The sequence below is a fragment of the Sphingomonas rhizophila genome (genome assembly GCF_014396585.1).
GTDB lineage: Bacteria > Pseudomonadota > Alphaproteobacteria > Sphingomonadales > Sphingomonadaceae > Sphingomicrobium > Sphingomicrobium rhizophilum.
The window spans coordinates 283,446-307,871 of record NZ_CP060717.1 but is presented as its reverse complement, the minus strand read 5'-3'; the positions used below and the strand labels follow the sequence as shown (position 1 = coordinate 307,871).

Genomic DNA, 24,426 nt, shown 5'->3' with positions numbered 1-24,426 from the left:
CAAGTGCCCGAAACACTATATTAGTGGGCCCGGTTTTCCATTACCCTTCTCATCATCGTCCCAAGGTCGGACGCGTTCGAGGAGAGATTTTGGTGTTCATCCGAGCAATGGCGCTGGCCTGTATCCCGCTGGCGCTTGCCTTCTCAACCCCGACTGCAGCGCAGTCGGCGGATCCGGCCTACCGCGTCAATCCCGGCGACGAGCTGGAAATTTCGGTCTGGGGAGAGGATCGGCTGCAGCGTGAGGTCAGCGTCCTGCCGGACGGGACAATCGCCTATCCGCTGGTCGGCCAGGTCGCCGCTGCCGGAAGGCTTCCATCCGAGATCGAGGCCCGGATCACTGCCGGATTGAAGCCGCAGTACCGCGGGCCGGTCCCGCAAGTGACGGTATCCGTCAAAAAGGCGTCCGGCTTCCAGTTCTCGGTGATCGGCAAGGTCCGCTCGCCGGGCACGTTCACGCCCGGCCGTTACGTCAATGCCCTCGAAGCGCTCAGCATGGCCGGCGGCCCGACCGAGTTTGCCGACGTCAACGGCATTCGTATCATCCGCAAACAGGGTCAGGCCATCCAGACCTTGAGGGTGCGCATTGGTGCTACCCTGAAGGGCGACACGCGATCGCTGAGCGACGCGGACATTCCGACCATTCACAGCGGCGACACAATGGTGGTACCGTGATGACGACATCGAGACTGGGGCTCCGGCCGTTTCATTTCCTGGGCGGCGCCTGTCTGCTCGCCATGGCGCCCGCCGCTACGGCGCAACAAGCGGATGCGGCCAGCGAGCTTCAGGCGCAGGAAGCGGCGAAAGACCGTGCGAACGGATACGTCGATCTCCAAGGTTCGCTGGGCTACACGACCAATGCGTCCCAAGGCACCGACGAGGACGGCAGCATCTTCGGACGCGCATCCATTCTCGGCTTTTATTCAATCGATGGCGACCGCAGTTCGACGTCGCTCAGCGCATTCGCCGAGAACAGCTTTTATCCCAATCGGAACGGCTCCAGTAACACTCAGCTCGCCCGCGCTGACGTGAGGCACAGCTATCGCGCTTCGGAGAGCGTCACCGTTTTCGGAGGTGTCGAGGCCAGCGTCGACTTCGGTAGCCTGCTCAGCACGCGATATCTTCCGGCGCCGGATCCGACGACCGGCGTTCCTCCGGTCGTCGTCATTGACCCGGCGCTGTTCGGAAGCCGGCAGCGGTCGTACCGCCTGGGTGGGAACTTGGGGACCACGCTGCGGGTAACCGAGCGCGACAATTTGACGATGTCCGCGACCGGGCAGAAAGTCTGGTACGAGGACGACATTTCGGGTCTGGGCTTCAGGAATATCTCGGCACAGGCGAGCTGGGACCGTATCCTGTCGGAACGTTCGACCGTTGGACTTCGGTTGATCGGACAGGACACCGACTACAGGGCGCCGGGACTCGGCAACAACGTCTACACGGCCTTGGGAACGCTATCCCGCGACCTTGCCGAGAATTGGCGGATCAAGCTCGGGGTCGGCGCATCCTACTCGATCCGGAAGGCCCTGACCGGCAGAGATAAGTCCGTCAGCCCTGCAGCAGACGTTCAGGTTTGCAAGTCGACCGAGTTCGAGAATTTCTGTGGGGCGCTGTCTCACGATGTGCAGACGACCATCGGAGCCAACGCGACCCGCGCCACGACAGCGAGCTTCTTCTATAGCCGGCGCCTGAGCCGAAATGATTCGATCGACGCCCGCGCCGCAGCATCGCATTACCGGGGTGATGACGACTACCGGGTTAATTATCTTTCAGGAGGTGCGGCCTACAGCCGTCGTTTCTCGGACAGGTTTTCCGGCGGTGTCGATGTCAGCGCTCGCGACATATATTATCGCGATGGGCCCAACGTCCCGGTGGAACTGACGGGCCTGATTTTCCTTCGCTATCGGATTGGTGACATCAAACAATGACGGAAGCTAGCGTCCAGTCGAGCGAAGCTGGCTCCAACTGGTTCTTCAACCATTTGCCGTCGATGATCTGGCAGCGGAAGTGGGTGGTGATCGCGGCGACGCTGCTGTGCTTCATTGCCGGCATCGCGGCCGCTTACACATTGCCGACCATTTATCGATCCAAGGCGACCATGCTGGTGCAGGCGCAGGATCTTCCGTCCAATATCGTTCAGTCTCCGGTTTCGGGCGGCGTGGAGCAGCGCATCGCCGCTATTCGCGAACGAGTCCTCAGCCGTGGGGACCTGATAGCGCTCATTGACCAGTACGATCTTTACCCGGTCGAGCGCCGGTCCGAGCCGCTGTCGGTCGTGGTGGAAAAAATGCGGACGGCAACCTCGGTCAGTGCCTTGTCCGGAAGCCTCGACGGAGGCACCGCCACGGACAACGCCATCGCAGTGACGCTTACGTTCGACTATCCAGAACCCGGCAAGGCGCAGACCGTCCTTCAGAATTTTGTCGGCAGCTTCCTGAAGATCGACAGTGATGCGATGGAAGAGCAGGCTCGGCTGTCGGTCCGGTTCCTGGAAGACCAGGCATCCAAACTTCAATCGCAAATCTCGCAGATTGAAAACAACATCACGACGCTGAAGGCGCGCAATGGTTCGGCGCTTGCATCAAGCGGGGTGCCGCTGGTCGACACCGGCAACTACAGCGCCCAGATCACCAATCTCGAAAATCAGAACCGCCAGCTTCTTGCGGCCAACCGCACCGGCGGAAAGACATCGGAATTGGCAACTGCCCAAGCCATGCTTTCATCGCTGAAGACGCGTTACAGCGACTCCCATCCGGACGTCATCGCGGCCGAGGAACGGGTTCGTCAGTTGCGCAGTCAACCGGTGGTCGAGCTGGCCAATTCCGACCTCATCGCTGAACAGATCCGGGCCAACAACGCGGCCATTGCGCAACTCAGCGCCCAGCGCAGCGATGCGCTTTCCAGGGCCAGTGCGGCAGCCGCAGGGTCGGCGCGCGCGCCCGTGGTGCTGGAACAGGCGATGCAATTGGAAAGTCGTGCTTCGACCCTCCGCGAACAATATCGCACGATCGCCACCGAACTGCTCAAGGCGCAGAACACGGCGCGTATGGCCGGCGAGCAGCGGGCCGAGCGTCTGACTCTCGTCGATGCGCCTGATCTTCCGGACACGCCGACGTCGCCCAACCGGCCCTTGTTCATTCTCGGTGGCCTGGTGGCGGGCCTGGGCCTTGGTCTGCTGCTGGCGCTGGGTGCCGAGTTCATCTTCAAGCCGCTGCGCAGCCCGAGCCAGATCGAGCGCCTGGGCCTCCCTGTCCTCGGGTTGGTTCCGGTGCTGGAATATGATGCACGGCCCGGCATCGGCCGCTTCTTTAAATTCTGGCAGTGGCGCCGCGCGCGCGCATGACCGAACCAGGGGATTCCACAGTGTTTCAGGATTCACGTCCACTATCCGCCGTCCTGACGTCGCCCGAACAGGCGACGCCGCTATCGGTGGATCCCGAAGTCCTGAAGTCGATGGGGATCTACGGTTTCGACAGCGTCGATCCGAGGTCACGCAGCTTCAACCTCATCCGCTCGAAAATCATCGAGCTTCATTCGGAGCTGAACTGGCGGACGTTCGGGGTCGTCTCCGCAACCCCTCAGGTCGGCAAGAGCTTTATTTCCGCCAACCTGGCCGCCTCGCTCAGCCGCAACCCGAAGTACCAGACCTATCTGCTCGATCTCGATCTGCGCCGCGGATCGGTCAGTGCGCTGTGCGGGATCGAGAATGGTTCGATGCGGCAGTTCCTGGAGGAATCGCCGGAAGTCACCCATCCGGAAGCCTACCGCTTCGACCATCAGCGCCTGGTCATCCTCCCGACGCGGCCAAAGCTCACCGCCTCGGCCGAGTTGCTCGCCGGAGCGCGGGCCCAAGCCCTGTTCCAGGCGATGCGCGCGTCGGGCGAGCGCGACTTGTTCATTGTCGATTTGCCGCCGGTCTTCGCCAATGACGACGCGGCGGTCGTGATGGAGAAGCTCGACGGCTACATCCTCGTCGCCGAGGAAGGAAAGACCAACGTCCGCGAAGTAAAGGACGCCACGGCGCAGCTCGGCACCGAGAAACTCGCCGGCGTGATCCTCAACAAGTATCGCGGCGGGATGATAAACGAGGGCTACGGCATCGGGAAATATTACACGGCCGGATACTAACCCCCCGGACGTTCCGCCGGCTTATTTGGCCGGCGGTGCGAAACCTTCCTTATATTCGATCTTCGCCTTGGTCCGAAGGTCCTTGAGCATCGTTTCCATGATCTTCGCGCCGCTCTGCTGACGCAGGACGTTGACCGCGACGGGCTTGGCTTGCTCATCCGTCAGCGGCGCCGGTTCGCGGGCGGTGATGACGTTGGCGACCGAGCGGTTGCCAACCGGGATCAGGAAGGGTTCGCCCGGCGGCAACTGCGACACACGCACATAAATGTCATGCGGGAAGTCTGCCGAGCTGATTTTCCGGGTACCCCGCCTTACTTCCACTCCGCGCGCCTTGAGCGCTGCCTCAAGGTCGGCAAGGGAGTGCGAATCCTTGATTGCCTGCAAAGCGGCGGGATCCTTTTGCGTCGGGAATTCGAGCTGGCTGAGGGTCAGAATCTCGCGCTTCGCGAACTTCTCGGGCTGGCTCTGCTGGAGCTTGGTGACTTCGTCGGGGGACGGAAGCTTGGTGCTGCTCAGTTTCCGTTGCGCGACCATGCCGATCAGCAGGTCTTCCGTCGCGCGCCGCTGCCGCGTCAGGAACTCGGGCGTTTTGTCGAGGCCATCGGCCTTGGCCTGCTGCGCAAGCAGGCGGCGGTCGACCATGGTTTGCAGGATACGCGCCGTAGCGGCCTTCTTGTCAACGTCGGCCGGCAGGTTGGCGAGGCTGATTTCGGCGTTCAGTTCAGCTGAGGTGATTTCCTCGCCGTTCACGACCGCGACCGTCTGGCCTTCGGCCTTACGATCACAACCGGACACGACAATCGCCGCTGCCGTCAGCAACAAGACCGAATAGCGCACTCAACTTCCCCTTACATTTGCAAACACAGATGTGCCGCAATAAGCTTTGCGATGCAATTGGAACGGAGCGAAGGGGGCTCGGCGAATGGAGACTGTCTACGATTGGGTCACGGTCGGACTGTTCGCGGGGTTGGTTGTCCTGTTCCTGCAGCGATCGAGCGAGGAAAAGCCTCGCGATTCCCTGCTGGAATATCTGGTTGCCGGACTTGGTCTCGCGATCGCCAACTATTTCGGCAACAATGACCAGGATGTCATCGCAATCCTGCTGATCGCCGGCACTGTTGCCTTCGTCTTATTCTACCTGAAACCGTTCGCTCCGGGACCCGACGCCGAGCAGTAAGGATCAGGCCGGCCCGACCAGTATTTTCCTGTCGTTCGGCGCCATCGACTGCAACAGGTCACGGGTGAAGTTTGCCAGTATGGCGTTGGCTGCTCCCCGATCATTGTCGATCGTGGACACCCTGACCAGAATTGCATCGGGAATTTTCCCCGCCAGATTGTCCCGAGCCACGGCCCAGCGTTGCTGCGCCCAGCTCGGCGGCAAATGATTGCCGATGCGGGTCCAATAGACGATTTGCTCGACACGCTGGTCGCCGACCGCCTGCAGGTTGTTCGTCGTCAGCGTGCGACCGCCGACATCGATGTTTAGCGAAGTCACCGGCGACAGGCTGAATCCTCCCGCAGGGTAACAGACTTCCGGACGATGGATCTGGAGAACGCCGGTCTGGCTGCCGCTTTGCGCGACGAGCAACATGATCGGCGCGCCCTTCTCGTTGGAGTACACGCGCGTCAGCAGCTGGCTGTATAGCGCGTTGGACAGCTGGTCCTCGGGCGGAATGACCAGGCCGCTGGCCGTCTCGAACTTCCAACTACCGATCTGCTTGGGAATGATGTCCTCAAGCTTCTTCTTGCCCAGATAATCGATCTTTTCGCTCGGCATGCGCGCTGCGGCGATGCCTGCTGCGCCCAGAAATCCCAGGCCGACGAGCAATCGCCTCCGCTCGAGGTTCGGGCGTTCGGTGTCGGGAATGGAGCGAGTCACGCGGCCGCCTTTCGCGTTGTCCGACGGTTGCTGAACCGAAGCAGTGCTTCGTCCACCGCGAAGATCGTTATCAAGGCGATGCTGAACATAACGAGCCCTGCAAATTCGTGGAGGAAGCCCTGGGCCGCCGCTTCTCCAAGGTAATAGGTGATCAGGATGAGGACCAGCACTCGGACGAAGTTGGCGAATACCGCGATCGGCAGGACCGCGAGCCCGAGCAGCAGCAGGTGTCGGACGTTCGATTGATGCCGCAGCCAAGCGTAGAGTAGACAGATGGCGCTGAGGCTGATGATCGAATTCAAGCCGGCGCAGGCCGCGGCGATCAGCAACTCGAACTGCGCGATCTGGATAGTGACCCCGGCGCTGGCGACGGGATAACCCAACGCGTAGAGCAGGTCGACCGCGACCGCTGAAATGGCGATCTTGATGGGTTGGGTAATCGTGGCCACCAGCGAATCCGGGGGTGGCAGCGATAGCGCCAGGTAGAACAACGGGAACCAGAGGCGGCGCATGGTTGCCGGGCCCAGAAAAGCGTCAAGGCCCCAAGCAACGCAGCATACATGGCCAGCGCCGAAAATTCGAGGATTCCGGTGATGCGCGATGCGATGAACACCAGGAGCGCGACTGCGATGAAGGCGTAGACCGGGCCGGTATTGCCCGTCATCGGCACTGAAGGCAGGCCCTTCTTTTCACGGTGAAGCAGCCAAAGCCCGGACGCCAGGACCAGCGCGCCGTGGCTTCCCTGCTCCGTCGTCCAGCTGAAGCGGGCGACATCGACCAGCGTCGGCACGAGCAACGCTGCCACGCCCGCGAAAAGGATCAAGCTGGACAGGGTCACGCGCTGGCCGAGACCGACGATCCTATCCTTGAGCGCTGCTTCTGCTATCAAAATGAGGTGGTCCCGTCCGGCTGCCACGTGAGTGGTTTAACAGGAGCCTAATTTGAAGCCGTTAACGCCGCAAGGCCGGTGCGCAGGTCCGGGCTCGACTGTGCCAATCGGCAACACTTTTAAGAGAACGATCGAACGATGACCTTCTTCATCGCTGTTCTTCTTGCGCCATTCGTCTTGGTGACCTCGGTATTCCTGTTGGAAGTCGCTATCGGCCTGGCACCGATGGCGCAAAAAGTCCGGAACGCCACGACGCCCTATTCCGCGGTGATCGTCGTTCCGGCGCACGACGAGGCCAAGACGATCGAATTGACCTTGGCGTCTCTTCGCGAGCCATCCCTAGGCATCGCCGATATCCTGGTCATTGCCGACAATTGCGTCGACGAAACCGCCGCGATCGCGCGGAGAGTCGGGGTCCACGTCGTCGAGCGCAACGAACCGGGGCGGCGGGGCAAAGGCTTCGCGTTGGCACGCGCCCAAGTCGAATTGCAGTCACAGCGGCCGGATGTGGTCGTCGTCATCGACGCCGATTGCAGCATCGACCGCGCCTCGCTGGTGGCGCTGGTGGCGCGGGTTGGTGACAGTGGCCGGCCGGGCCAGACCATCAATCTCCTCAAGCCGGGCCGTGCCCTGCCCTCCATGGTGCAGGTTTCGAACTTCGCCTTCATGCTGAAGAACCTGGTCCGGCAACGCGGTCTCCAGCGGCTGGCCGGGTCAGTTCACCTCACCGGCACCGGCATGGCCCTGCCCTGGGCGATCTTCGCTGAAGCACCGCTTGCGACGGCTGACATCGTCGAAGATATCAAGCTGGGACTGGAACTGACCAAGGCCGGAACGCCGCCGGTTTTGGTCGAAGAGGCCATCGTGTGGAGCGACCCGAGCGGTGCCGACGGGACACTCAAGCAGCGCGAGCGGTGGGAAGGCGGGTTCTTGCGCCTTGCGCGAGCCGTGGGGCCACCCACGATCCTGGAGGGACTAAGGCGCGGCAACGCCGGTTTGCTCGTTCGCGGCCTGGACATGCTGGTGCCGCCGCTGACGCTGTTGATGGCGCTCGATCTTGCCGCGCTGGCGCTCGCCGCTGCTTTGACGCTGGGACTGGGGGCCGCGTGGTGGCCTGTGTGGGTCCAATTCACGGCGGTGCTCAGCGCGACCATCCTCATCCTGCTGGTCTGGGCGATCCACGGCCGCCGGTTCCTGTCGGCAAAGGCGCTGGCGACCCTGCCGTTTTACCTGCTCTGGAAGATTCCGATGTATCTCCGCCTTCGCCGTGGACGTGCTGACGACTGGCTTCGCGCCGGCCGCTAAAGGTGGTGCAGCGCGACTGCGACCGCGATCGCGACGCCCGCTGCCGCCAGCATGATCGCCTCGCGTAGCCCGAAGCTGATCTCGCCGCGAAGGATCGAGCGCTTGGCCCGCCGCGCGACCGGCGCCAGCGCGCGAAGGACCGGGATGCGATCGATCTGCTTGGGGTGGGCGATGTCCGATCGCGACGGGCGCTGAACGGCCACGACGGGTTCGGCGAACTGCGTGCGGGTTTCCGGGTGGGCGCGGCGATACCAGACGTAAGCGCCGTCGATTGGCGGAGGCGAATGGTGCGCCTGCAAGGGTTCCAGGAAGGCTACGAGCAGCGGCACGATGTCGCGGCTGAAGCCCATGCAATGCGCGCCGACGATGTCGCTGTCGACGAGCGGGCCAGGCGAGGTCGCGTCATACCCGCCGTAGAAAATCTGGGTGCCCGGATCGACGTGGAGGTCCGCCAATGCGGGAGTGAAGTCGGCATCGTCCTCGAGGATCAGGACGCTTTCCCCGGATTTCGCGGCCTCCTGAAGGATTGCGAGGTGACTGAGGAACACGCCGCGCTCTCCCTTGGCGCGCCACGGCGACGCCGAGTCCGAGGCGACGGCGTCGAAGAAGCCGACCCGCGGGTCGTCGCCGAGGCCGACTCGCGCCAGTTCCCCTTGCATCTCGCGGCGGCGGTCGGGCCGGCTGGCAAGGTTGATAATCCTGATCCGGTCGAAGGCGGCGAAGGGCGTCATGGCGTCGTCGTTTTTGCGGCAGTGATGGCGGCCGGGTCAGGCTGTCGGATCCCGATCATCCCGGCAATCCCCGCGTCAAGATCGACAGCGGGCGTCCAGCCAAGCTGCTCACGCGCCCTTCTGTTGCTGTAGCGAAGCGGCTTCCAGCGCGCGACCTGGCGCGGATAATCGAACAGTTCGGGAAGCCGGGCGCGGCCCTTGCAGAACAATCGGTTCACGGCGCGGATCGATAGCCCGCCCAGTGCGACGAGAAGCCACGGGACATAAATGCCGAACCCCGCCGGCGCGCCGGCACGCCGGCAATGGCGATGATAAGCGCCATAGCTCGGCGCCTGCGCGTCGACGATATTGAACACGCCATCGATCGGTGCATCGAGTGCGCGCACGATCGCCGCCGCGCAATTTTCGACGTGGGTCAGCCGCATCGAACTAAACGGCGCGAGGATGAGGTCGAACGGCCCAATCCGCAGGGCACGACCGAAGTCCCAATCCTTTCCCGGACCGTAGATCGCGCCGGGGCGGATCACTGCCAGTGACAGGCCGCGCTCCGAGCAATGGTCAGCAACCAGCCGTTCCTGGGCAATCTTCGTCCAGGTGTAGGCATCGCGCTGCTCCGGCCGCGCCTCCGGTGGTGAGCGCTCGTCCAACGTCGAACCGAAGCCAAGCGCGCGAAAGTCGTAAACCGAAAAGCTGCTGATGTGGACGAAACGCTTCACCGTCGCGGGTATCACCGCAAGCAGGTTTTCCGTTGCGGCGACGGTCCCTGCGAACTGCGTCGCCAGGTCCCACCAGTAGCAGCCGCGCAGTGAATCACCGCCTCGACCCCATCAAGCTGTGTGCGCCACGGACCGACCTGCCGGAGGTCGCCGCGAACGACCGTCACTGGTGCAGCAAAGGGATCGCGCCCCATCGGACGGATCATGGCCACGACCTCGTGCCCGGCCGCCGTGCAGGCACGAACGACCGCCTGCCCGAGGAAACCGCCGGCGCCGGTCACCAGCACCTTCATCGGCGCGCATCCTTGAGCGCGGCGGAGTGAACAACGTCAATCATATCGGCGGTCCACCGCTTCATCCGTGGGACTTGTCCGTCAATGGCGGACCATTGCCGAAACAAAGCGAGCATCGCGTCAGCATTTGTTTCACGGTCGTGGCGCCGCAAAACCTCTTGGCGGGCGGCAGCAACCAGCCTTTCGGACAGCTGCCTGTCGGTCATTAGCCGTTCCAACGCTTCTGCGAGCTGTAACGCGTTACTCGCGGGCACTGTCAGCGCAGTCCGGTCATTGATGGCTAGTTCAGGGATGCCGGCAATGTTGGTCGCCACCACCGGGACACCGACGCTCATGGCTTCCATAATTGAAATGGGAAGCCCCTCGGAGAAGGAGGGCAGACAGAATATGTCGGCGTCTCGCAAATGCTGTGCCACCTTGTCCGAAGGCAACTCGCCGGCAAGGACTGCCCTTTCTCCGAGACCGAGAGCTTCGATTTCATTGCGCAGCGCGTCGCGCTCCGAACCCTCACCGATTATCGTAAGTCTGGCTTCCACGCCTCGATCGCGAAGGATCGTGACAGCACGCAGGAGGATCGAAAGACCTTTTTCCGGAGAGAGCCTGCCCACGGTTAGTATCGCAGGGCTGGCGTTCCGCGGAGAATCCTTTCGGGGAGGGAATTGGGCCAGATCGATGCCACAGCGGACGACGAAGTAGCGATCCCAGAAGCTCGGCGGGGTAACGCGGCATAGTTGTGACCGAGTGAAATCGGAAACGCAGACAATGAAGTTGGCCGACGCTGCCTTGAGGTCCAGCCGCGCGACGGCGTCATCCACAAAGTCCTGGAAGCCGTGGATGGTGAAGCTCCATCCGGCCGCGATGCGGCGATCCTGGCGCAGCATCTCACAAGCAAACCAGGCAAGAGTCGCCGGCGCCTGACCGAAATGCGCGTGCAGGTGGCGAACGCCGCGTCGCCGGCATTCGCGCGCGACCAGAGCAGCCTCGACCAGGTGCGCCATGCGCCGAACCATCAGGCCGAGGTCGAGGCGTGCGGAACTGACCGCCTGCCCCCACAGCCGGGTCATGCGGATCGGATGACGGAACCATTGAGCGATCAAGGCGGTGATGGCCGCGAGCCATTGCGACTTGAGATAGATTGTCTTGGCCGATCGCCGCCTGAGGTCGTCCGACCCGAGATCCTCGGCGCCGGGCGCGTTCATCGCGAACGGCAGGATCGCCAGACCTCGCGCTTCCAGCGCGTCAATCTCACCTGAAATATAGGTCAATGCGACGCGCGGATAATGCGTCATGACATAGGCAATGGGTGCGCCTTCGCCCACCTTCGATTCCCCCTCAGTCACGACCCTTGCCCACTCTGCTTTCGACGTGCTTCCCCGGCGAATCCCTCGATCGCACCGACCAATTCCGGCCCTTTGGAGAGCAACATCAACGCAGCATAGCGCCAAGAGTCGAACGACCCAATGCCACGATGCGCGGCCATCCGGGCGATCTGCATGAGATAGATGATCGGCAAGGGAAGCAACGCGCCGATCCGACCGCTGACCAGCGTGAGGATGATGGTTGCCGCCGGCAGTAATGCCGCCCAGAGGACCGCGCTTCGCAGCTGAACGCCGTACAATGGCCTGTTTGAGCGGCGCGTTCGCCGATAAGCCTGGGCGTAGCCATAGCCGCTGCGCCGGGCGCGGCGAAACCACTGGCCGATCCGGAACATCGCCATGTCGTGGACGGTCATCGCCGCATCGAGCCGCCAGATTTCCCAGCCCGCACCGCGCAGCCGGCTGCACAGTTCAGGCTCTTCGCCGGCGGTCAGTCCGGGGTCGAACAGCCCAACCTCATCGAGCGCCGCGACCCGCATGATCGAATCGCCGCCACATTCCTGCGCACGCCCGACCGGTGTCGCCCATTCCTCGTCAGCCAGTCGGTTGTAGAAAGAGGCGTCGGGCTGCGCTTCTCGCCGGCGGCCGCATGCAACTGCGCTTTTCGGATTGGCGCTAAGGTGGTCCAGCCCGGTCGAGATCCACCCTTCCTCGATTAGGCAGTCACCGTCGATGAACTGGACGAACGCGACGTCGGGCATTTGGCGCTGCAAGGCCTCGAAGCCGGCGTTGCGTCCGCGCGCCGCATTGAGCGGAACCTCTCGCGCCGACAATTGGACCACCGTGACGCCGGCCGCGCGTGCCAGAGACACGCTATCGTCGGTCGAGCTGGAATCCGCGTAGACGATAGGCACATCGAGCGGTGCCAGTGATTTCAGGCAGCGGGCCAGACGCTCGCCCTCGTTGCGCCCGATCACAACGATGCCGAGCTTGTGCGCCTGCGCCGCTTGCCTGTCCTTGGCGATGCTCATGACAGGGCCCCGGGCAACCGAACCCAAGGGAAAAGCTCGGCGATCGTACCCGTCAGGCCGATCACATGGGCAACTTCGCGGAACAGGACTGCCGCTAGCAGGAACAGCCCGGTCAATAACACGTCGTCGCGAATGAAGCCGACATGCTGCCGGCGGCCAATGATCCAGAGCGTTGCATATTTCGCGACCTCGCCCAGACTGAAGAAGGCGACTGCGCCGACAATGCCGTAGGCGTGGAACGCTATCGGCACGCCCACGATGTATACCAGCAGCTTGGCAAGGTTGGCGAATGCCGTCGTCGCTGGCTTGCGCAGGCCGAGCAGGATTGACTCGTTGACTGTGCTGAGGATGGCGAACCAGACGCCCAGCAGGAGGATTGGCAGCAGGACGCCCGCCTCCTGATAGCGATGGTCATACAGCAGGCGGATGACAAGGTCGGACAGCGAAAGGAACAACGCCAGGCCAGGCGCGGCGAGAAGCAGCAGCGTCCGCCGCGATTGCCGAAGACGGCGGCGAACGTCCGCGCCGTCTGCCTGCATTGCGGACACCATCGGGAAAATGAGGAGGCTGCCGCCACGACCGGCAACTTGCGTTACGGTATCGGCCAAGGTCCGCGCGATCCCAAAAACGCCAAGCAAGGCGAGCGGAATTTCTCGGGCAAGATAAAGCCGGTCAAAATTCATCGAAGCAAACCAGATTAGCGAAGAGAAAAGAATCCATTTGCCGAAATGAATCAGTTCGCGGGCACTTTCGCGGTGAATGAGAACGCGGTGGCGTAGCCCGGGCACCATCTGGAAACTGAGCAGCATACTGAATGCTGCCATGATGGCGCTCCCCAGGATCAAAGCCCAAATCGTCGGCGTGATGAGGGCCAGCACGACATGCACGACGAGGCTGAGCGTTGCATCGCCGATTTCGAAATAGCTCAGTCGCTTAATCTCCATCCGCTTCTGCAGGAGCGAGTGGCCGGTGGAGAAAAAGCCGCCGAACAGAAAAAACATCGCGGCGACCGGTAGGATGTAGCGAAGTTCGGGAGCCCGAAAGAATTGCGCAGCCGCGCTCGATAGCAGGAAGCAGACCGTTCCGAGGAAGACCCCTCGTATCACCTGGAGCGTCCAAGCGGTGTCGAGGAAGTCGGGGGTGTCTCCCTTCGGATTGGACACGATATTCTGGTTGATGCCGATGTCGGAGAGCAGCGCAACGCCGGTCCGGATCGTATTGACGATGACCATCAGGCCGAACAGCTGCGGCGCCAGTAGCCGCGCGAGGACGACGTTGGTGAACAGCCGGATGGCCTGAACGATCCCGTAGGTGATCGTCGTCCATCCCAGCTTCTTGATCGCCGATTGGGGTATTGTCCGGAGCAAGTGGTGAGCAGCCTTCAGTCTTTGGGGACGATCGTTCGCGGCCGCTCCGCGCAATTCACCATGATTCCCTGTCGCCTTCTTAGAACCGGACCCGTAGAGCTATTCAAGTGAGGATCGCCTTCGCCCTTCCCGGCCTTCATCGTGTCCATCGTGGCGCCGAAGTCGCCTTTATCGCCGTGGCGTCCGAACTGGCCCGGCGCGGCGACGAGGTCACGCTGTTCGGTTCCGGCCCCGCCCTGCCCGATCGCCCCTACAATTTCATTAAGGTACCGAGCATTCCGCGGGAACGGCTGGAGTGGCTCCCCAAGCTCCCTTTTCTCCGTAGCGAAACGGGGTGGGAGGAAGCCAGCTTCGCCCCGGGCCTTCTGGCACGGTACCGGCCGGGCGATTTCGACATCACGGCGACCTGCGCCTTTCCCTTTACCAATTTCGTCCTGCGCCGCCGTTCACTTCGAGGTGGGCGCCCGCCGCACGTGTTCATCACGCAGAACGGCGACTGGCCTGCCTATTCGCGTGATGCGGAGTATCGCCTGTTCGACTGCGACGGCCTCGTGTGCATCAATCCCGATTATCAGGAACGAAACCGGGACAAATATCGCACCTCACTGGTTCCCAACGGTGCCGACTTGACCCGCTTCAGGCCGGGTCCGCCTGAGCGCGAGAGGCTCGGCCTCCCGCCCGGAAAGATTGTGCTGATGGTGAGCGCGCTCATCCCGAGCAAGAATGTCGCCGACGGTGTTCGCGCAGTGGCGGCCCTGGACGATGCGACTCTGGTCGTTGCCGGCGATGGCCCCTTGCGCAACGACATCGAAGCACTGGCCGCCGAGCTCCTTCCAAGCCGCTACCGGCGAATTTCGGTCGATGCCGACGACATGCCGGCGCTCTACCGATCGGTCGACGCATTTCTCCATCTTTCCCGCGACGAATCCTTCGGCAACGTCTTCGTCGAGGCGCTCGCCTGCGGCGTTCCGTCGGTGGTTTACGACCTGCCACGGACGCGGTGGATCCTCGGAGACCAGGCTTATTACGCTCCTCATTCCATCGAAGGGATTGTATCCCAACTCACTCGCGCGCTGGCCGACGGCGGCGATCTTGTCGCGGGGCGCGTCGAAAGAGCGAAGGCATTCGGCTGGCCGGTGATCGCCGCCAAGTACCGCGACTTCTTCGCAGAGATCATCGATTCCAACGGACGGTCGAAATAGGTGGACGAAGTCTACGGTTTCGATTCATCTCACCGAGCGCAGGACCGCATTGGCCAAGACAGGTATCGTTCGACGTGAAATGGATTTTTCTTCTTGCCCTGCTCATCATGACTCCGGTCCTGATGAATGCGTTGAAGGATCGCCCACAGCGCCTGCTTTGGGCCGGCGTGGTCATCGGGCTCAGCCCGTTCATTACCTATCCGCTACATCTCTACGTAGCCCCGATCTCCTGGCCCGCATGGACGGGGACGGTGAAAGGTCTGGAGGTTTCGTTCGTAGACGCCCTGGCGATTGCAATAATAGGCGCCACCAAGGCTGTTCCGTCACCCGTTCGTCTCAAGGTCGCCGTCGCCATCATCGCGGCGAGTTTCTTTCTTTCAAGCATTGCGGCCGCCGACGCGACTCCAAGTATCTTCTACATCTGGCAATTCGCGCGCTCGTGCCTGATGTTTGTGGCAATCCTGCGCGCCTCGAGTGCTTCGCCCGAATTTCCTTTCCGTATTCTTGCCGGTTACGCGGCCGGGATGATCTATGAGGCGTATCTGACGCTCACGCAATTTCTTGGCGGGGACATCCAGGCGGGCGGAAGCTTTGGACACCAAAATCAACTCGGCATGCTGACGATGTTTATCGTGTTCCCGGCCTTTGCGCTCTTAATTGCAAAACGGCGCACGAAGACTGCCTTGGTCATTCTTCTGAGCGAGGTCGTTGTCGTTTTTGCCGGAGGTTCGCGCGCCACCATCGGGCTGTTCGGGGCGGGGCTCGTGATCACCTTGTTTCTTTCGATATGGCACAAGGGGACGGGTCGAAAAGCGACCGCCGCTGCTATCACGGCGATGCTCATTGCGGTCAGCGCGCCAGTCATGATCCTGGCGATCGAACGGCGCCCGGAAGCCGCGAGAGCTAGCAGCGTCGACGAAAGACAGAGATTCGAACATGCTGCGCAGATGATCATTGCCGACCACCCTTTAGGGGTCGGTGCCAACCGTTATGTCGTGACCGCCAACCTCGGCGGATATTCCGACAGAGCCGGCGTTCCCTGGAATTATTCAGAACGCTCGGCGCCAGTCCATAATGCCTATTACCTGATCACTGCCGAGATGGGCGTCATCGGGCTTGCTGGCTACGTTCTGCTCCTTGGCTCAATCTTGCTGATCGGACTTCGTGGCCTTCGGCGGACCGACTGGAGCGAACGGTCGGAGTTGTTGGTTGGCCTGACCGCGACCAGCATCGTAACGACCATCCACTTCTATTTCGAATATGTGCCCATGCTATCGCACATCCACTATCTCGTCGCGATCAATGCGGGGATGCTGGTCTGCATCGCAACGAGTAGCCGCAAGCAATCCGCGTCGGTACCGGTTCCGGCTCGGCGGAAGGCGGCGCCGGCGGCGGCTTAGGAGGCTTTGCGGAAAGTCATTTCGCTCCTGCGGATGATCACTTCGTCAAGGCGATTGAGGAATGGCATTCCCAGCAGCGATACATCACCGTTCGCCACGACGACCGCATCGACATTATCTTCGGCGATCCCGTCGACGGACATTTTCGACAGCCTGACTTCCTTGCCCCGCACCATCCCGGCCGCCCCGTCGCCGAAATATTCGAATTCGGACGGATCGACCTTGATTCCGACGGCCGCGGCGTCCTTTTCGCTCAGCGCAACCGCGCTTGCGCCGGTGTCGACGAGGAAGCGGACGGATTTTCCATTGACCTCGGCGTTGGCATAGAAATGGCCATCGCCTGACCGGCTAAGCGTGACTTCGGTGGTGCCTGGGGAGGCCGGCTCCGGCGCTGGCGACCTGGGGAGGAAGTAGCCGCCAGCGACTCCGACTCCGAGAGTCGCTAGCAGCGCAATCTTTTCGAACATGCCTACGCCCTTCCAGTCTTGCGGGCTGCATCCTTGCGTATCGCAGATTGAGATTTGGTTAGCGCCGCGGAAAGGAAATGCGCCTCGCAGCCGGCGGCGTTTGCGCTATGACGGTCACGCCTTCCCGAGGAGCATGTGCGTGGACCGCGACTTTTTCGACCGCCTTCGATCCGCTGCGCGGAGCGTCATTGCCGAGGAGATCGCAGCGGGACTGGGCGCGGACGACAAGGGCGCTGGTTCTGCTTACGACCCGGTCACCGAGGCAGACCGGGCGGCAGAACGAGCACTCCGCGCCATCATCCAGCAAGCCTATCCCGACCACGCCATCTGGGGAGAGGAATATGGCTGGACGCGCCAGGGTGCGGTCATGGAATGGAGCCTCGATCCCGTCGACGGCACCCGCGCCCTGATTTGCGGCCTGCCCAGCTGGGCAACGCTGGTCGGGATGCTGGAGGACGGCCGCCATGTCGCGGGGATGATCGATCTTCCACAACTAAACGAGACCCTGGTCGCCGTCGGCGGGACCACCGTACGCAACGGCGAGGCCGTGCGGACAAGTGGCTGTACAATTCTCGGCGACGCTCGCCTTTCGACGACCGATCCCTTCCTTTTTTCCGGTGAAGAAGCTGCCCCGTTCCATCGGGTCCGGGAACGGACGCGGGTCACTCGCTACGGGCTCGACGCCATGGGTTACGCGCGCATTGCGACCGGCGACCTCGACCTCGTCGTCGAGAGCGGGCTTAAGCGCCATGACTATGACGCGGTGGTTCCGGTCGTCCGGGGGCCGGCGGCCATGTCGGCGATTGGCGGGGCGGCGAGGACTTCTCCGCCGGACGTGTGATCGCCGCGGCCAGCCGGGAGCTTTACGATCAGGCGGTCGCGGCGCTCGCCTTCGAGTGACGACGGCGCAATTCGTCGCCGACCTCGTCCAGCGACAGACCCCGTGCATGAAGCAGCACCGTCAAATGGTAGAGCAGGTCGGCCGCCTCGCCGACCATGTCCGCCTCGCTGCCCGTCACGGCCGATAGGGCAACTTCGACACCCTCCTCGCCGACTTTTTGCGCCATTCGCCCAAGCCCGGCCTTGACCAGCCGGGCCGTGTAGCTTTCGTCGGGCGGGGCGCCGGCGCGCCCGGCGACAACCTGCTGAAGCTCGGCCAGGAAAGCCAGCCGCGGCGCAGCATCGTCGCCGAAGCAGCTGTTGGTCCCGGTGTGGCAAGTCGGCCCTCGCGGTCGAGCGTGCACCAGGAGCGCATCGCGGTCGCAGTCAAGGCGGATATCGACGAGATCGAGCAAGTTGCCGCTCGTTTCGCCCTTGCGCCACAATGCGCCGCGCGAGCGGCTAAAGAAGGTGACCAGCCCGCTGGCGATCGTCGCGTCCAGCGCGTCCCGGTTCATATAGCCGAGCATGCGCACTTCGCCGGTGTCGTAATGCTGGACGACGACCGGAACCAGTCCGTCCATCTTGGCCCAGTCGACACGGTTGGGGTCGATCATCGGCGCACCTCGATGCCTTCGGATTGCAGGAAGTCCTTTAGTGCCGGGATGGCGATTCGCTGGTCGTGAAATACGCTGGCGGCGAGCGCACCCGATGCACCAGCCCGGAATGCGGCGGCGAAGTTGGCCATGGATCCGGCGCCCCCCGATATGATCACCGGGACGTCGACGGTGCCCACCAGCGAGGAAAGCTGCTCGAGATCGTAGCCGCCACGGACGCCATCGCGGTCCATACAGTTGAGGACGATCTCTCCCGCGCCCAGCGCCGTGGCTTGCGCCGCCCAATCCAGGGTCGAACGTCCCGTCAATTGCGTCGCCTCCGGACGGCCGGTGAATTGCTTGACGGTCAGCGTCCCATCAAGGCCACGCGAACTGTCGATGCCAAGCACGACGCATTGGCGGCCAAAGGCCTCGGCCAGCTCAGCGATCAAGTCCGGCCGGGACAGGGCCGGTGAATTCACGCTGATCTTGTCCGCACCGGCCGACAAGCATCTCCGTGCGGTCTCCACGTCGCCGATCCCGCCCGCGACAGAGAAGGGTACGTCGATGACCGCCGAGACCTGACGGATCCACCCGGTATCGACCGTCCGGCCGTCGGCGCTGGCGGTAATGTCGTAGAAGACAAGCTCGTCCGCACCCTCGTCCCGGTAACGCAGGGCGTGATCGACGATGTCGCCGACGTCGCGATGATCGCGGAACCGGACGCCTTTGACCACGCGCCCATCGGCGACGTCGAGGCAGGGGATGATCCTAGCCGCGGGCATGGCTGACCCCTTCGGCAACGGTGAAGCGCCCCTCCCAGATCGCCTTGCCGACAATCGCCCGCGCGGCGCCCGCGGCTCGCAAGTCGGCCAGCTCCGCGAGGCGGGACACGCCGCCGGACGCCTGCAATTCGACCGCCGGGAAGTCGCGAGCGATGGTTCGCATCAGCGCGAGGTTCGGGCCGGTCATCATCCCGTCGCGGGCAATGTCGGTGACCAGAAGGTGACGAACGGTCGGAAAGCCTGCCAGCGTGTCCGCCAGTTCCTGCCCGGTGCCCTCCGTCCAGCCGTGGGTCGCCACGAACGCCTTGCCGTCACTGACCCGGACGTCGAGTGCCAGGGTCAGCCGGTCGGGACCGAACCGGTCCAGCATCGCTGCGAAGGCCGCCGGGTCAGTCACGGCCAGGCTGCCGATGACGACGCGCTGCACGCCGGCGTCCAGAGCGGCCCCGACCTGCTCCGCCGTCCGGAAGCCGCCTGCGACCTGGAGCTTGAGGCCGGCTCGACGCGCGAGGTAATTGAGCAAGTCATGCTGGCGAGGGGCGCCCGCCTTTGCTCCATCGAGGTCGACGAGGTGCGCCTCGGTCGCGCCCGCATCTGCGAACGCATCGAGCGCCGCGCTCGGATCGTCCGAATAGCTCGTCTCGCGGCTAAAATCGCCCTGTGCCAGCCGCACGCAGCGACCGCCGATGAGGTCAATGGCGGGAAGCAGGATCATGACTGCAGGAACGCACGAAGGAAGGCAGCGCCGGCCGTGGAAGATCGCTCCGGGTGGAACTGCGCGCCCCACAAGGGCCCTTGGCGCAACGCGGCAGGAATCCGCTTCCCGCCATAGCCTGTCGCGGCCGCGGTTGCCGGTCCGTCGTCGCAGGCGAAGCCATGCGCAAAATAGGCGTAGTCACCGTCGGTGATGCCGAGCTGGTCGCTCAACACTTCAAGCTTGCTCCATCCCATGTGCGGCACGGGCGCGCCGGGCGCGGATGCCATCGCTCGAACCCGTCCGCCAACCAGCGCGAGACATTCCGTGTCACCTTCGTCGCTGGCTTCGAACATCAACTGCATGCCAAGGCAGATGCCCAGCGTCGGTCGGGTCCTTCGGCGAAGCGGCTCGACCAGCGCCCGGTCCCGAAGCTGTTGCATGGCATAACCGGCTGCGCCGACGCCGGGCAGCACCAGCCGCTCCGAACCTTCGATCGATGCGACGTCGCTGACGAGGTCGGCTTCCACCCCCAACCGGGCGAAGGCGAGGCGGATCGAATCGGTATTGCCGTAGCCGAGGTCGAGGATGCCTAGCGTGCTCACAACATTCCCTTGGTCGACGGCAGGGCGTTGCTGTCCCCTTCGAGCGCCAGACCGCTGCGCAGCGCGCGGCCGAACGCCTTGAAGCATCCCTCGACCTTGTGGTGGTCGTTGTCGCCCTCGACCCGGACGTGGATTGCTGCGCCCAGGCTGTCGGCGATGCTACGAAAGACGTGGGGCACCATTTCGGTGGGCAGGCCGCCAACTGCCGCCGTGGCGAAGTCGCCCTCGAAGCGCGCAAAGGGCCGCCCCGACAGGTCGACCAGCACCTCGGCGCGCGTCTCGTCCATCGGCAAGGCGAAGCCGAAGCGGCCGATGCCGCGCTTGTCGCCCAGCGCCTGGCGGAGTGCGGTGCCGAGCGCGATGGCGATATCCTCGACGCTGTGATGCGGATCGATGGCGAGATCGCCCTCGCAGGCGAGGACGAGACTGAACCCGCCGTGCGCCGCGACCTGGTCGAGCATGTGGTCGTAAAAGGGAATGCCGGTGTCTATCCGTCGCGGCTCGGTGCGGTCGAGGTCGATCGAAAGCGCGATCCGCGTTTCCTTCGTGTCGCGGACAAGGTCGGCCCGGCGGGCCGGCCTCCCCGGTTCGCCAATTCCGAACACCGCTAGCAGCGCGCGATTCTCGGCGTCAGTCCCGACCGTTACCCGCACCCCGCCAGGCGTCGCCTTCGGACGGAAGCGGACACGCACTGCAGCGGCGGCCATGCGCCGGGCAAGATCAGCCGGGTCGTCGACGTCGAGGAACAGGAAATTGCCGCCCTCGCGAACACCTCTCACATCGGGAGCAGCGCGAAGCGCGTTCGCCAGGCGCGATCGATCGGCGAGCAGGCGAGCAATCCGGTCGGCATGAAGCGGCATCCGTTCCGGACCCAGCGCGCCGAGCGCGGCCTGGATCGAGGGCGTCGGCAAGGGATAGGGCGGCGCGACCCGGGCGATAAAATCGATGACCGATTCGTCGGCGATCGCGCAGCCGATCCGCGCGCCAGCAAGCCCGTAGGCCTTTGACAGGGTCTTGAGCACGACCAGGTTCGGGATAACGCCGACATCCCCCGCAACGCTCGGTTCGTTGGAAAACTCGCCATAGGCTTCGTCGGCCACGACCAGCGTATCGGGCAGCGCGGCGGCGATGGCGCGCACCTCGTCCCCGCTAACCGGCGTCCCGGTCGGATTGTTGGGAGTGCACAGGAAAAGGATCTTGGGCCGTTCGGCCTTCGCCAGGGCGAGCACCGCGCTGGCATCGAAGCGCAGGTCGTCAGTCAGTCGCGCCGACACAACGCGCGCGCCTTGCACCCGCGCGAACTGGGCATAGGCGCTGAAGGTTGGCTCGACGATGGCGACAGTGTCGCGACCCGCGGTGCAGAACGCCCGGATCAGCAGGTCGATCGCGTCGTCGCTGCCCCGCGCCACCCACAGTCGTGAGGCCGCAACGCCGTACAAATCCGCGAGCCGCTGGCGAAGCACGGCGGGTTGCGGTTCGGGATAGCGGTTGACCCCGCCCTGACCGCTGATCAGCGGAGGGAATGGATTTTCGTTCGCATCGAGGCGAACGGTGCCGGCCACCGGCGCGCCAGCGATGTCGCACGGCGGCAGCGCCAGGATTTCCGGCCGCCCGAGACGTTCCGCGATGGTCATGCCGCCCTCGCTTCTGCCGCGCGGGCGTGCGCCTCAAGGCCCTCGAGACGGGCCAAGGCCGCCGCGGGGGCCGCGAGCCGAGCCGCCGTCGACGGGGCGATGCGCTGCACCGTGACCGCCTTGAGGAAGGTCAGCGTCGACACGCCGCCGGTGAACCGCGCGGCCGCATCGGTGGGGAGGACATGGCTCGACCCGGCGAGATAATCGCCAAAGCTCTCCGCGGCCTCGTGCCCGACGAAGATGGCGCCGGCGGACCGTATCAGCGGGACCAACCGGTCGGCCTGGTCCGTCGCCAGGCTGAGATGCTCCGGCGCGTAGGCGTTGGCGATCGCCGCCGCCTGATCGAGATCGGCCGCGACGATGATGCGCAGGGGCGCATAGGTTCCGCCCATCGCGATGCCTTGCCGGTCGAATTGTCTGGCCACCGATCGCCCGAGATCAGCGGTCGTCGTGACCAGCAAGACCTGCGCGTCCCGGTCGTGTTCGGCCTGGCTCAGCAGGTCGGCGGCGACGGTTGACGGATTGGCGCTGTCGTCAGCAATGACCATCAGTTCGCTCGGACCTGCCGGCAGGTCGATGCCGGGACCGCCGGGGAGAGAGGCGACCAGCGCCTTGGCCGCCGCGACCCACGCATTGCCCGGCCCGCAGACCCGGTCCACCGGCGCGATATCGCCCGCCCGAACGCCAGCGCGGCAATCGCCTGCGCCCCGCCAACGGTCCAGATGGCCTCGATCCCGCACAGATCCGCTGCCAGCGCGATCGCCGGGTCGAGACCGCCGTCGGGCCGGGGCGGCGTGACCACGGTCAGCCGCTCGACCCCTGTGACCTGTGCCGGGATGGCCAGCATGAGCAGGGTGGAAAACAAGGGTGCCGCCCCACCAGGGACGTAAAGACCGGCGCTCGACAATGCGCGCCATTGCTTCTCAACGCGAAGCCCCGGCATCACCTCGACCGATACCGGGCCTGGCATCGTTGCGCGGTGGAAGGTTTCAATGTTGCGGGCGGCCAATTCCATCGCCTCGACCGCATTCGCAGAAAGACACTTTCGCGCCTCGGCCGCGAACGATGCAACCGGGACGAGTTGCGGCGCTGCGCCGTCAATCCGCTCGGCCTCGGCCACTAGCGCGTCCCATCCGCCACCGCGCACCCGTTCGACGATGGCGGCGACGTCCGCGAGCAGTGCCGCGTTGCCGCGAGCGCATGGCCTCGCCAGCGCGGCGACGCGCTCGGCGTCGCTTGCGGAGTTCCAGTCGAAGATGGTCGTCACAGCATCATCTTTTCGATCGGCATGACGAGGATCGCCGAGGCGCCGGCGGCTTTCAGTCGTTCCAGGGTCTCCCAGAACACCGATTCCTGGCACACCGCCTGCACCGCGACATGACCGGGCCGACCGATCAGGGGTACCACGGTCGGGGCCTCTGCACCCGGCAGGATGGCGCTGATTTCCGCCAGCCGTTCCTCCGGCGCGTTCAGGACGATGTATTTGCTCTCTGCGGTTGCGATTACTCCCTCGATGCGGGTCAGCAACGCGTCTGCCTTTTCGGCGTGCGCGCCGTCGATCGGACGGCGGGTGCGGATCAGCACCGCTTCGCTGTCGAACACGTCCGCCAGCGCGGTCAGGCCATTGGCCTCCAGAGTCGCGCCTGTCGAAACGAGGTCGCAGATGTAGCCGGCGATGCCGAGCCGCGGGGCCAACTCGACCGCGCCGCGCATCGTCACGACCTCGGCGTCGATCCCCCGCTGTTCCAGGAAGCGGCCGAGAAGGCGCGGGTAGCTGGTGGCAATGCGCTGGCCCTGCAGCCGGTCGAGGGCGAATTCGTCTGCGCTTTCCGGTCCGGCGATCCGCAGGCTGCAGCGGCCGAACCCGAGGCGCAGTAACTCCTCGATCCGCCGCTCCGGCTGGCCGAGTGCATATTCCTCCAGCACATTCTGGCCGACGATGCCGAGCTCGCACACGCCATCGGCGACGAAAGTCGGAATGTCGTCGTCGCGAACGAGCATCAGGTCGAGCGGGAAATTCTCCGCGCGGGCGGCAAGATGGTTCTTGCCGCTCTGGCTGAGCTTCAGACCCGCGCCTTTCAGCAGGTCGCGGCTCTGTTCCGACAAGCGACCGGATTTCTGGATGGCGAGGTGGAGCCGGTTGCGGTCAGGGCTCATGCCTTGGCCCCCAACCGGTCGAGCAGCAGCCGATAGCCACCGTTCGTCTCTTGCCGAAGGAAGCGGGCAACACGCACGATGGTCGTCGTGCTGACCCCGGTCACGTCATGAATTTCGCGATAGGTCAGCTCGCCGCGGTCGAGAAGACGAGCCACCTCCCATCGTTCCGCCAGCGCGCGGAGTTCGGTCGGCGTGCAGAGATCATCGAGGAATCTTGCGACATCCTTCGCCGAATCGAGCTGTGCGAGGGCGCCCGCCAGGTCATTGATCGGCAGTTTCTCAGTCACGTTCGGCATCGTTCATCCACTAAACTTTGTTACAGCGTAGTAAAACGCTGAAACGCGCCTAGCGGA

General features: G+C 63.9%; 24 protein-coding genes and 3 pseudogenes. 9 read left to right on the top strand and 18 right to left on the bottom strand.

All coding sequences use genetic code 11. The features are described from left to right. Positions 1–92 precede the first annotated feature (92 nt). From H9L12_RS01445 to H9L12_RS01430, 4 genes are all read left to right on the top strand, one after another. Positions 93–674 (top strand): polysaccharide biosynthesis/export family protein, encoded by a 582-nt coding sequence (locus tag H9L12_RS01445; RefSeq protein WP_246450494.1) that lies wholly within the window; start codon positions 93–95, stop codon positions 672–674. Beyond that, the gene (locus tag H9L12_RS01440) at positions 671–1,927 is read left to right on the top strand and encodes a hypothetical protein (RefSeq protein WP_187542321.1); all 1,257 of its coding nucleotides are present in this window, start codon (positions 671–673) and stop codon (positions 1,925–1,927) included. The genes H9L12_RS01445 and H9L12_RS01440 overlap by 4 nt, the downstream gene beginning before the upstream one ends. Before the next feature lie 62 nt (positions 1,928–1,989). Then, entirely contained in the window at positions 1,990–3,342 is a 1,353-nt protein-coding gene (locus tag H9L12_RS01435) for a GumC family protein (protein WP_187542320.1), read from the top strand. Between the two features lie 20 nt (positions 3,343–3,362). Further along, the gene (locus H9L12_RS01430) at positions 3,363–4,127 is read left to right on the top strand and encodes a CpsD/CapB family tyrosine-protein kinase (RefSeq protein WP_187542319.1); all 765 of its coding nucleotides are present in this window, start codon (positions 3,363–3,365) and stop codon (positions 4,125–4,127) included. Positions 4,128–4,148: 21 nt separating this feature from the next. Here H9L12_RS01430 and H9L12_RS01425 read toward each other — a convergent pair whose 3' ends face one another. After that, positions 4,149–4,964: a peptidyl-prolyl cis-trans isomerase gene (locus H9L12_RS01425; RefSeq protein WP_187542318.1), complete on the bottom strand. Its 816-nt coding sequence runs from the start codon at positions 4,962–4,964 to the stop codon at positions 4,149–4,151. 85 nt (positions 4,965–5,049) lie between these two features. On the opposite strand from H9L12_RS01425, the gene H9L12_RS01420 reads away from it, so the two are divergent. Continuing rightward, positions 5,050–5,304: an XrtV sorting system accessory protein gene (locus tag H9L12_RS01420; protein WP_187542317.1), complete on the top strand. Its 255-nt coding sequence runs from the start codon at positions 5,050–5,052 to the stop codon at positions 5,302–5,304. Positions 5,305–5,307: 3 nt separating this feature from the next. Here H9L12_RS01420 and epsI read toward each other — a convergent pair whose 3' ends face one another. The 3 genes and pseudogenes from epsI to H9L12_RS14530 all read right to left on the bottom strand — a co-directional run. Further along, on the bottom strand, positions 5,308–6,006 hold the full coding sequence (gene epsI, locus H9L12_RS01415; RefSeq protein WP_187542316.1) for an exosortase-associated protein EpsI, V-type: 699 nt from the start codon (positions 6,004–6,006) through the stop codon (positions 5,308–5,310). Then, positions 6,003–6,533 (bottom strand): exosortase, encoded by a 531-nt coding sequence (gene xrt, locus H9L12_RS13275; RefSeq protein ID WP_484592929.1) that lies wholly within the window; start codon positions 6,531–6,533, stop codon positions 6,003–6,005. The genes epsI and xrt overlap by 4 nt, the downstream gene beginning before the upstream one ends. Before the next feature lie 110 nt (positions 6,534–6,643). Next, positions 6,644–6,796, bottom strand: a pseudogene (locus H9L12_RS14530) (exosortase V); the annotation flags it as partial. 237 nt (positions 6,797–7,033) lie between these two features. Here H9L12_RS14530 and H9L12_RS01400 point away from each other — a divergent pair. Further along, on the top strand, positions 7,034–8,200 hold the full coding sequence (locus tag H9L12_RS01400) for a glycosyltransferase family 2 protein (RefSeq protein WP_187542313.1): 1,167 nt from the start codon (positions 7,034–7,036) through the stop codon (positions 8,198–8,200). On the opposite strand, the gene H9L12_RS01395 is transcribed toward H9L12_RS01400, so the two are convergent. From H9L12_RS01395 to H9L12_RS01370, 5 genes and pseudogenes are all read right to left on the bottom strand, one after another. Beyond that, entirely contained in the window at positions 8,197–8,931 is a 735-nt protein-coding gene (locus tag H9L12_RS01395) for a glycosyltransferase family 25 protein (RefSeq protein WP_187542312.1), read from the bottom strand. The two genes, H9L12_RS01400 and H9L12_RS01395, sit on opposite strands and share 4 nt — an antisense overlap. Beyond that, positions 8,928–9,940, bottom strand: a pseudogene (locus H9L12_RS01390) (NAD-dependent epimerase/dehydratase family protein). The gene H9L12_RS01395 and the pseudogene H9L12_RS01390 overlap by 4 nt, the downstream one beginning before the upstream one ends. Then, positions 9,937–11,280, bottom strand: coding sequence for a glycosyltransferase family 4 protein (locus tag H9L12_RS01380; protein WP_187542309.1), 1,344 nt, complete (start codon positions 11,278–11,280; stop codon positions 9,937–9,939). The pseudogene H9L12_RS01390 and the gene H9L12_RS01380 overlap by 4 nt, the downstream one beginning before the upstream one ends. Next, positions 11,277–12,287: a glycosyltransferase family 2 protein gene (locus H9L12_RS01375; RefSeq protein ID WP_187542308.1), complete on the bottom strand. Its 1,011-nt coding sequence runs from the start codon at positions 12,285–12,287 to the stop codon at positions 11,277–11,279. Before H9L12_RS01375 ends, H9L12_RS01380 begins: the two co-directional genes overlap by 4 nt. Next, positions 12,284–13,654, bottom strand: a complete 1,371-nt coding sequence (locus tag H9L12_RS01370; protein ID WP_246450493.1) for an oligosaccharide flippase family protein — start codon at positions 13,652–13,654, stop codon at positions 12,284–12,286. The genes H9L12_RS01375 and H9L12_RS01370 overlap by 4 nt, the downstream gene beginning before the upstream one ends. 107 nt (positions 13,655–13,761) lie before the next feature. Between H9L12_RS01370 and H9L12_RS01365 the strand changes: the two genes are divergently transcribed. Continuing rightward, the gene (locus H9L12_RS01365) at positions 13,762–14,856 is read left to right on the top strand and encodes a glycosyltransferase family 4 protein (RefSeq protein WP_187542306.1); all 1,095 of its coding nucleotides are present in this window, start codon (positions 13,762–13,764) and stop codon (positions 14,854–14,856) included. A 74-nt stretch (positions 14,857–14,930) separates the two neighbouring features. Then, on the top strand, positions 14,931–16,256 hold the full coding sequence (locus H9L12_RS01360; protein WP_187542305.1) for an O-antigen ligase family protein: 1,326 nt from the start codon (positions 14,931–14,933) through the stop codon (positions 16,254–16,256). Here H9L12_RS01360 and H9L12_RS01355 read toward each other — a convergent pair. After that, on the bottom strand, positions 16,253–16,723 hold the full coding sequence (locus tag H9L12_RS01355; protein WP_187542304.1) for a retropepsin-like aspartic protease family protein: 471 nt from the start codon (positions 16,721–16,723) through the stop codon (positions 16,253–16,255). The genes H9L12_RS01360 and H9L12_RS01355 overlap by 4 nt on opposite strands. Positions 16,724–16,862: 139 nt before the next feature. Here H9L12_RS01355 and H9L12_RS01350 point away from each other — a divergent pair, with 139 nt between their 5' ends. Beyond that, the gene (locus H9L12_RS01350; protein WP_187542303.1) at positions 16,863–17,564 is read left to right on the top strand and encodes an inositol monophosphatase family protein; all 702 of its coding nucleotides are present in this window, start codon (positions 16,863–16,865) and stop codon (positions 17,562–17,564) included. A 28-nt stretch (positions 17,565–17,592) separates the two neighbouring features. Here the strand turns inward: H9L12_RS01350 and hisIE are convergent, their stop codons facing one another. The 8 genes and pseudogenes from hisIE to H9L12_RS01310 form a co-directional block, all read right to left on the bottom strand. Continuing rightward, a complete protein-coding gene (hisIE, locus tag H9L12_RS01345) occupies positions 17,593–18,219 on the bottom strand; it encodes a bifunctional phosphoribosyl-AMP cyclohydrolase/phosphoribosyl-ATP diphosphatase HisIE (protein WP_187542302.1) in 627 nt (208 codons plus the stop codon). Then, the gene (gene hisF, locus H9L12_RS01340; protein WP_187542301.1) at positions 18,216–18,983 is read right to left on the bottom strand and encodes an imidazole glycerol phosphate synthase subunit HisF; all 768 of its coding nucleotides are present in this window, start codon (positions 18,981–18,983) and stop codon (positions 18,216–18,218) included. Before hisF ends, hisIE begins: the two co-directional genes overlap by 4 nt. Then, entirely contained in the window at positions 18,970–19,698 is a 729-nt protein-coding gene (locus H9L12_RS01335; RefSeq protein WP_187542300.1) for a 1-(5-phosphoribosyl)-5-[(5-phosphoribosylamino)methylideneamino]imidazole-4-carboxamide isomerase, read from the bottom strand. The genes hisF and H9L12_RS01335 overlap by 14 nt, the downstream gene beginning before the upstream one ends. Continuing rightward, positions 19,695–20,282, bottom strand: a complete 588-nt coding sequence (gene hisH, locus H9L12_RS01330) for an imidazole glycerol phosphate synthase subunit HisH (RefSeq protein WP_187542299.1) — start codon at positions 20,280–20,282, stop codon at positions 19,695–19,697. Before hisH ends, H9L12_RS01335 begins: the two co-directional genes overlap by 4 nt. Further along, positions 20,279–21,916 (bottom strand): histidinol-phosphate transaminase, encoded by a 1,638-nt coding sequence (gene hisC, locus H9L12_RS13115; RefSeq protein WP_223177138.1) that lies wholly within the window; start codon positions 21,914–21,916, stop codon positions 20,279–20,281. Before hisC ends, hisH begins: the two co-directional genes overlap by 4 nt. Continuing rightward, positions 21,913–23,063 (bottom strand): annotated as a pseudogene (gene hisD, locus H9L12_RS13270) (histidinol dehydrogenase). Before hisD ends, hisC begins: the two are co-directional and overlap by 4 nt. Before the next feature lie 116 nt (positions 23,064–23,179). Then, positions 23,180–24,073 carry an ATP phosphoribosyltransferase gene (gene hisG, locus H9L12_RS01315; protein ID WP_187542298.1) on the bottom strand — a complete coding sequence of 298 codons (894 nt, stop codon included), beginning with the start codon at positions 24,071–24,073 and terminating at the stop codon, positions 23,180–23,182. Continuing rightward, the gene (locus H9L12_RS01310; RefSeq protein WP_223177135.1) at positions 24,070–24,360 is read right to left on the bottom strand and encodes a YerC/YecD family TrpR-related protein; all 291 of its coding nucleotides are present in this window, start codon (positions 24,358–24,360) and stop codon (positions 24,070–24,072) included. Before H9L12_RS01310 ends, hisG begins: the two co-directional genes overlap by 4 nt. Between the last annotated feature and the right edge of the window lie 66 nt (positions 24,361–24,426).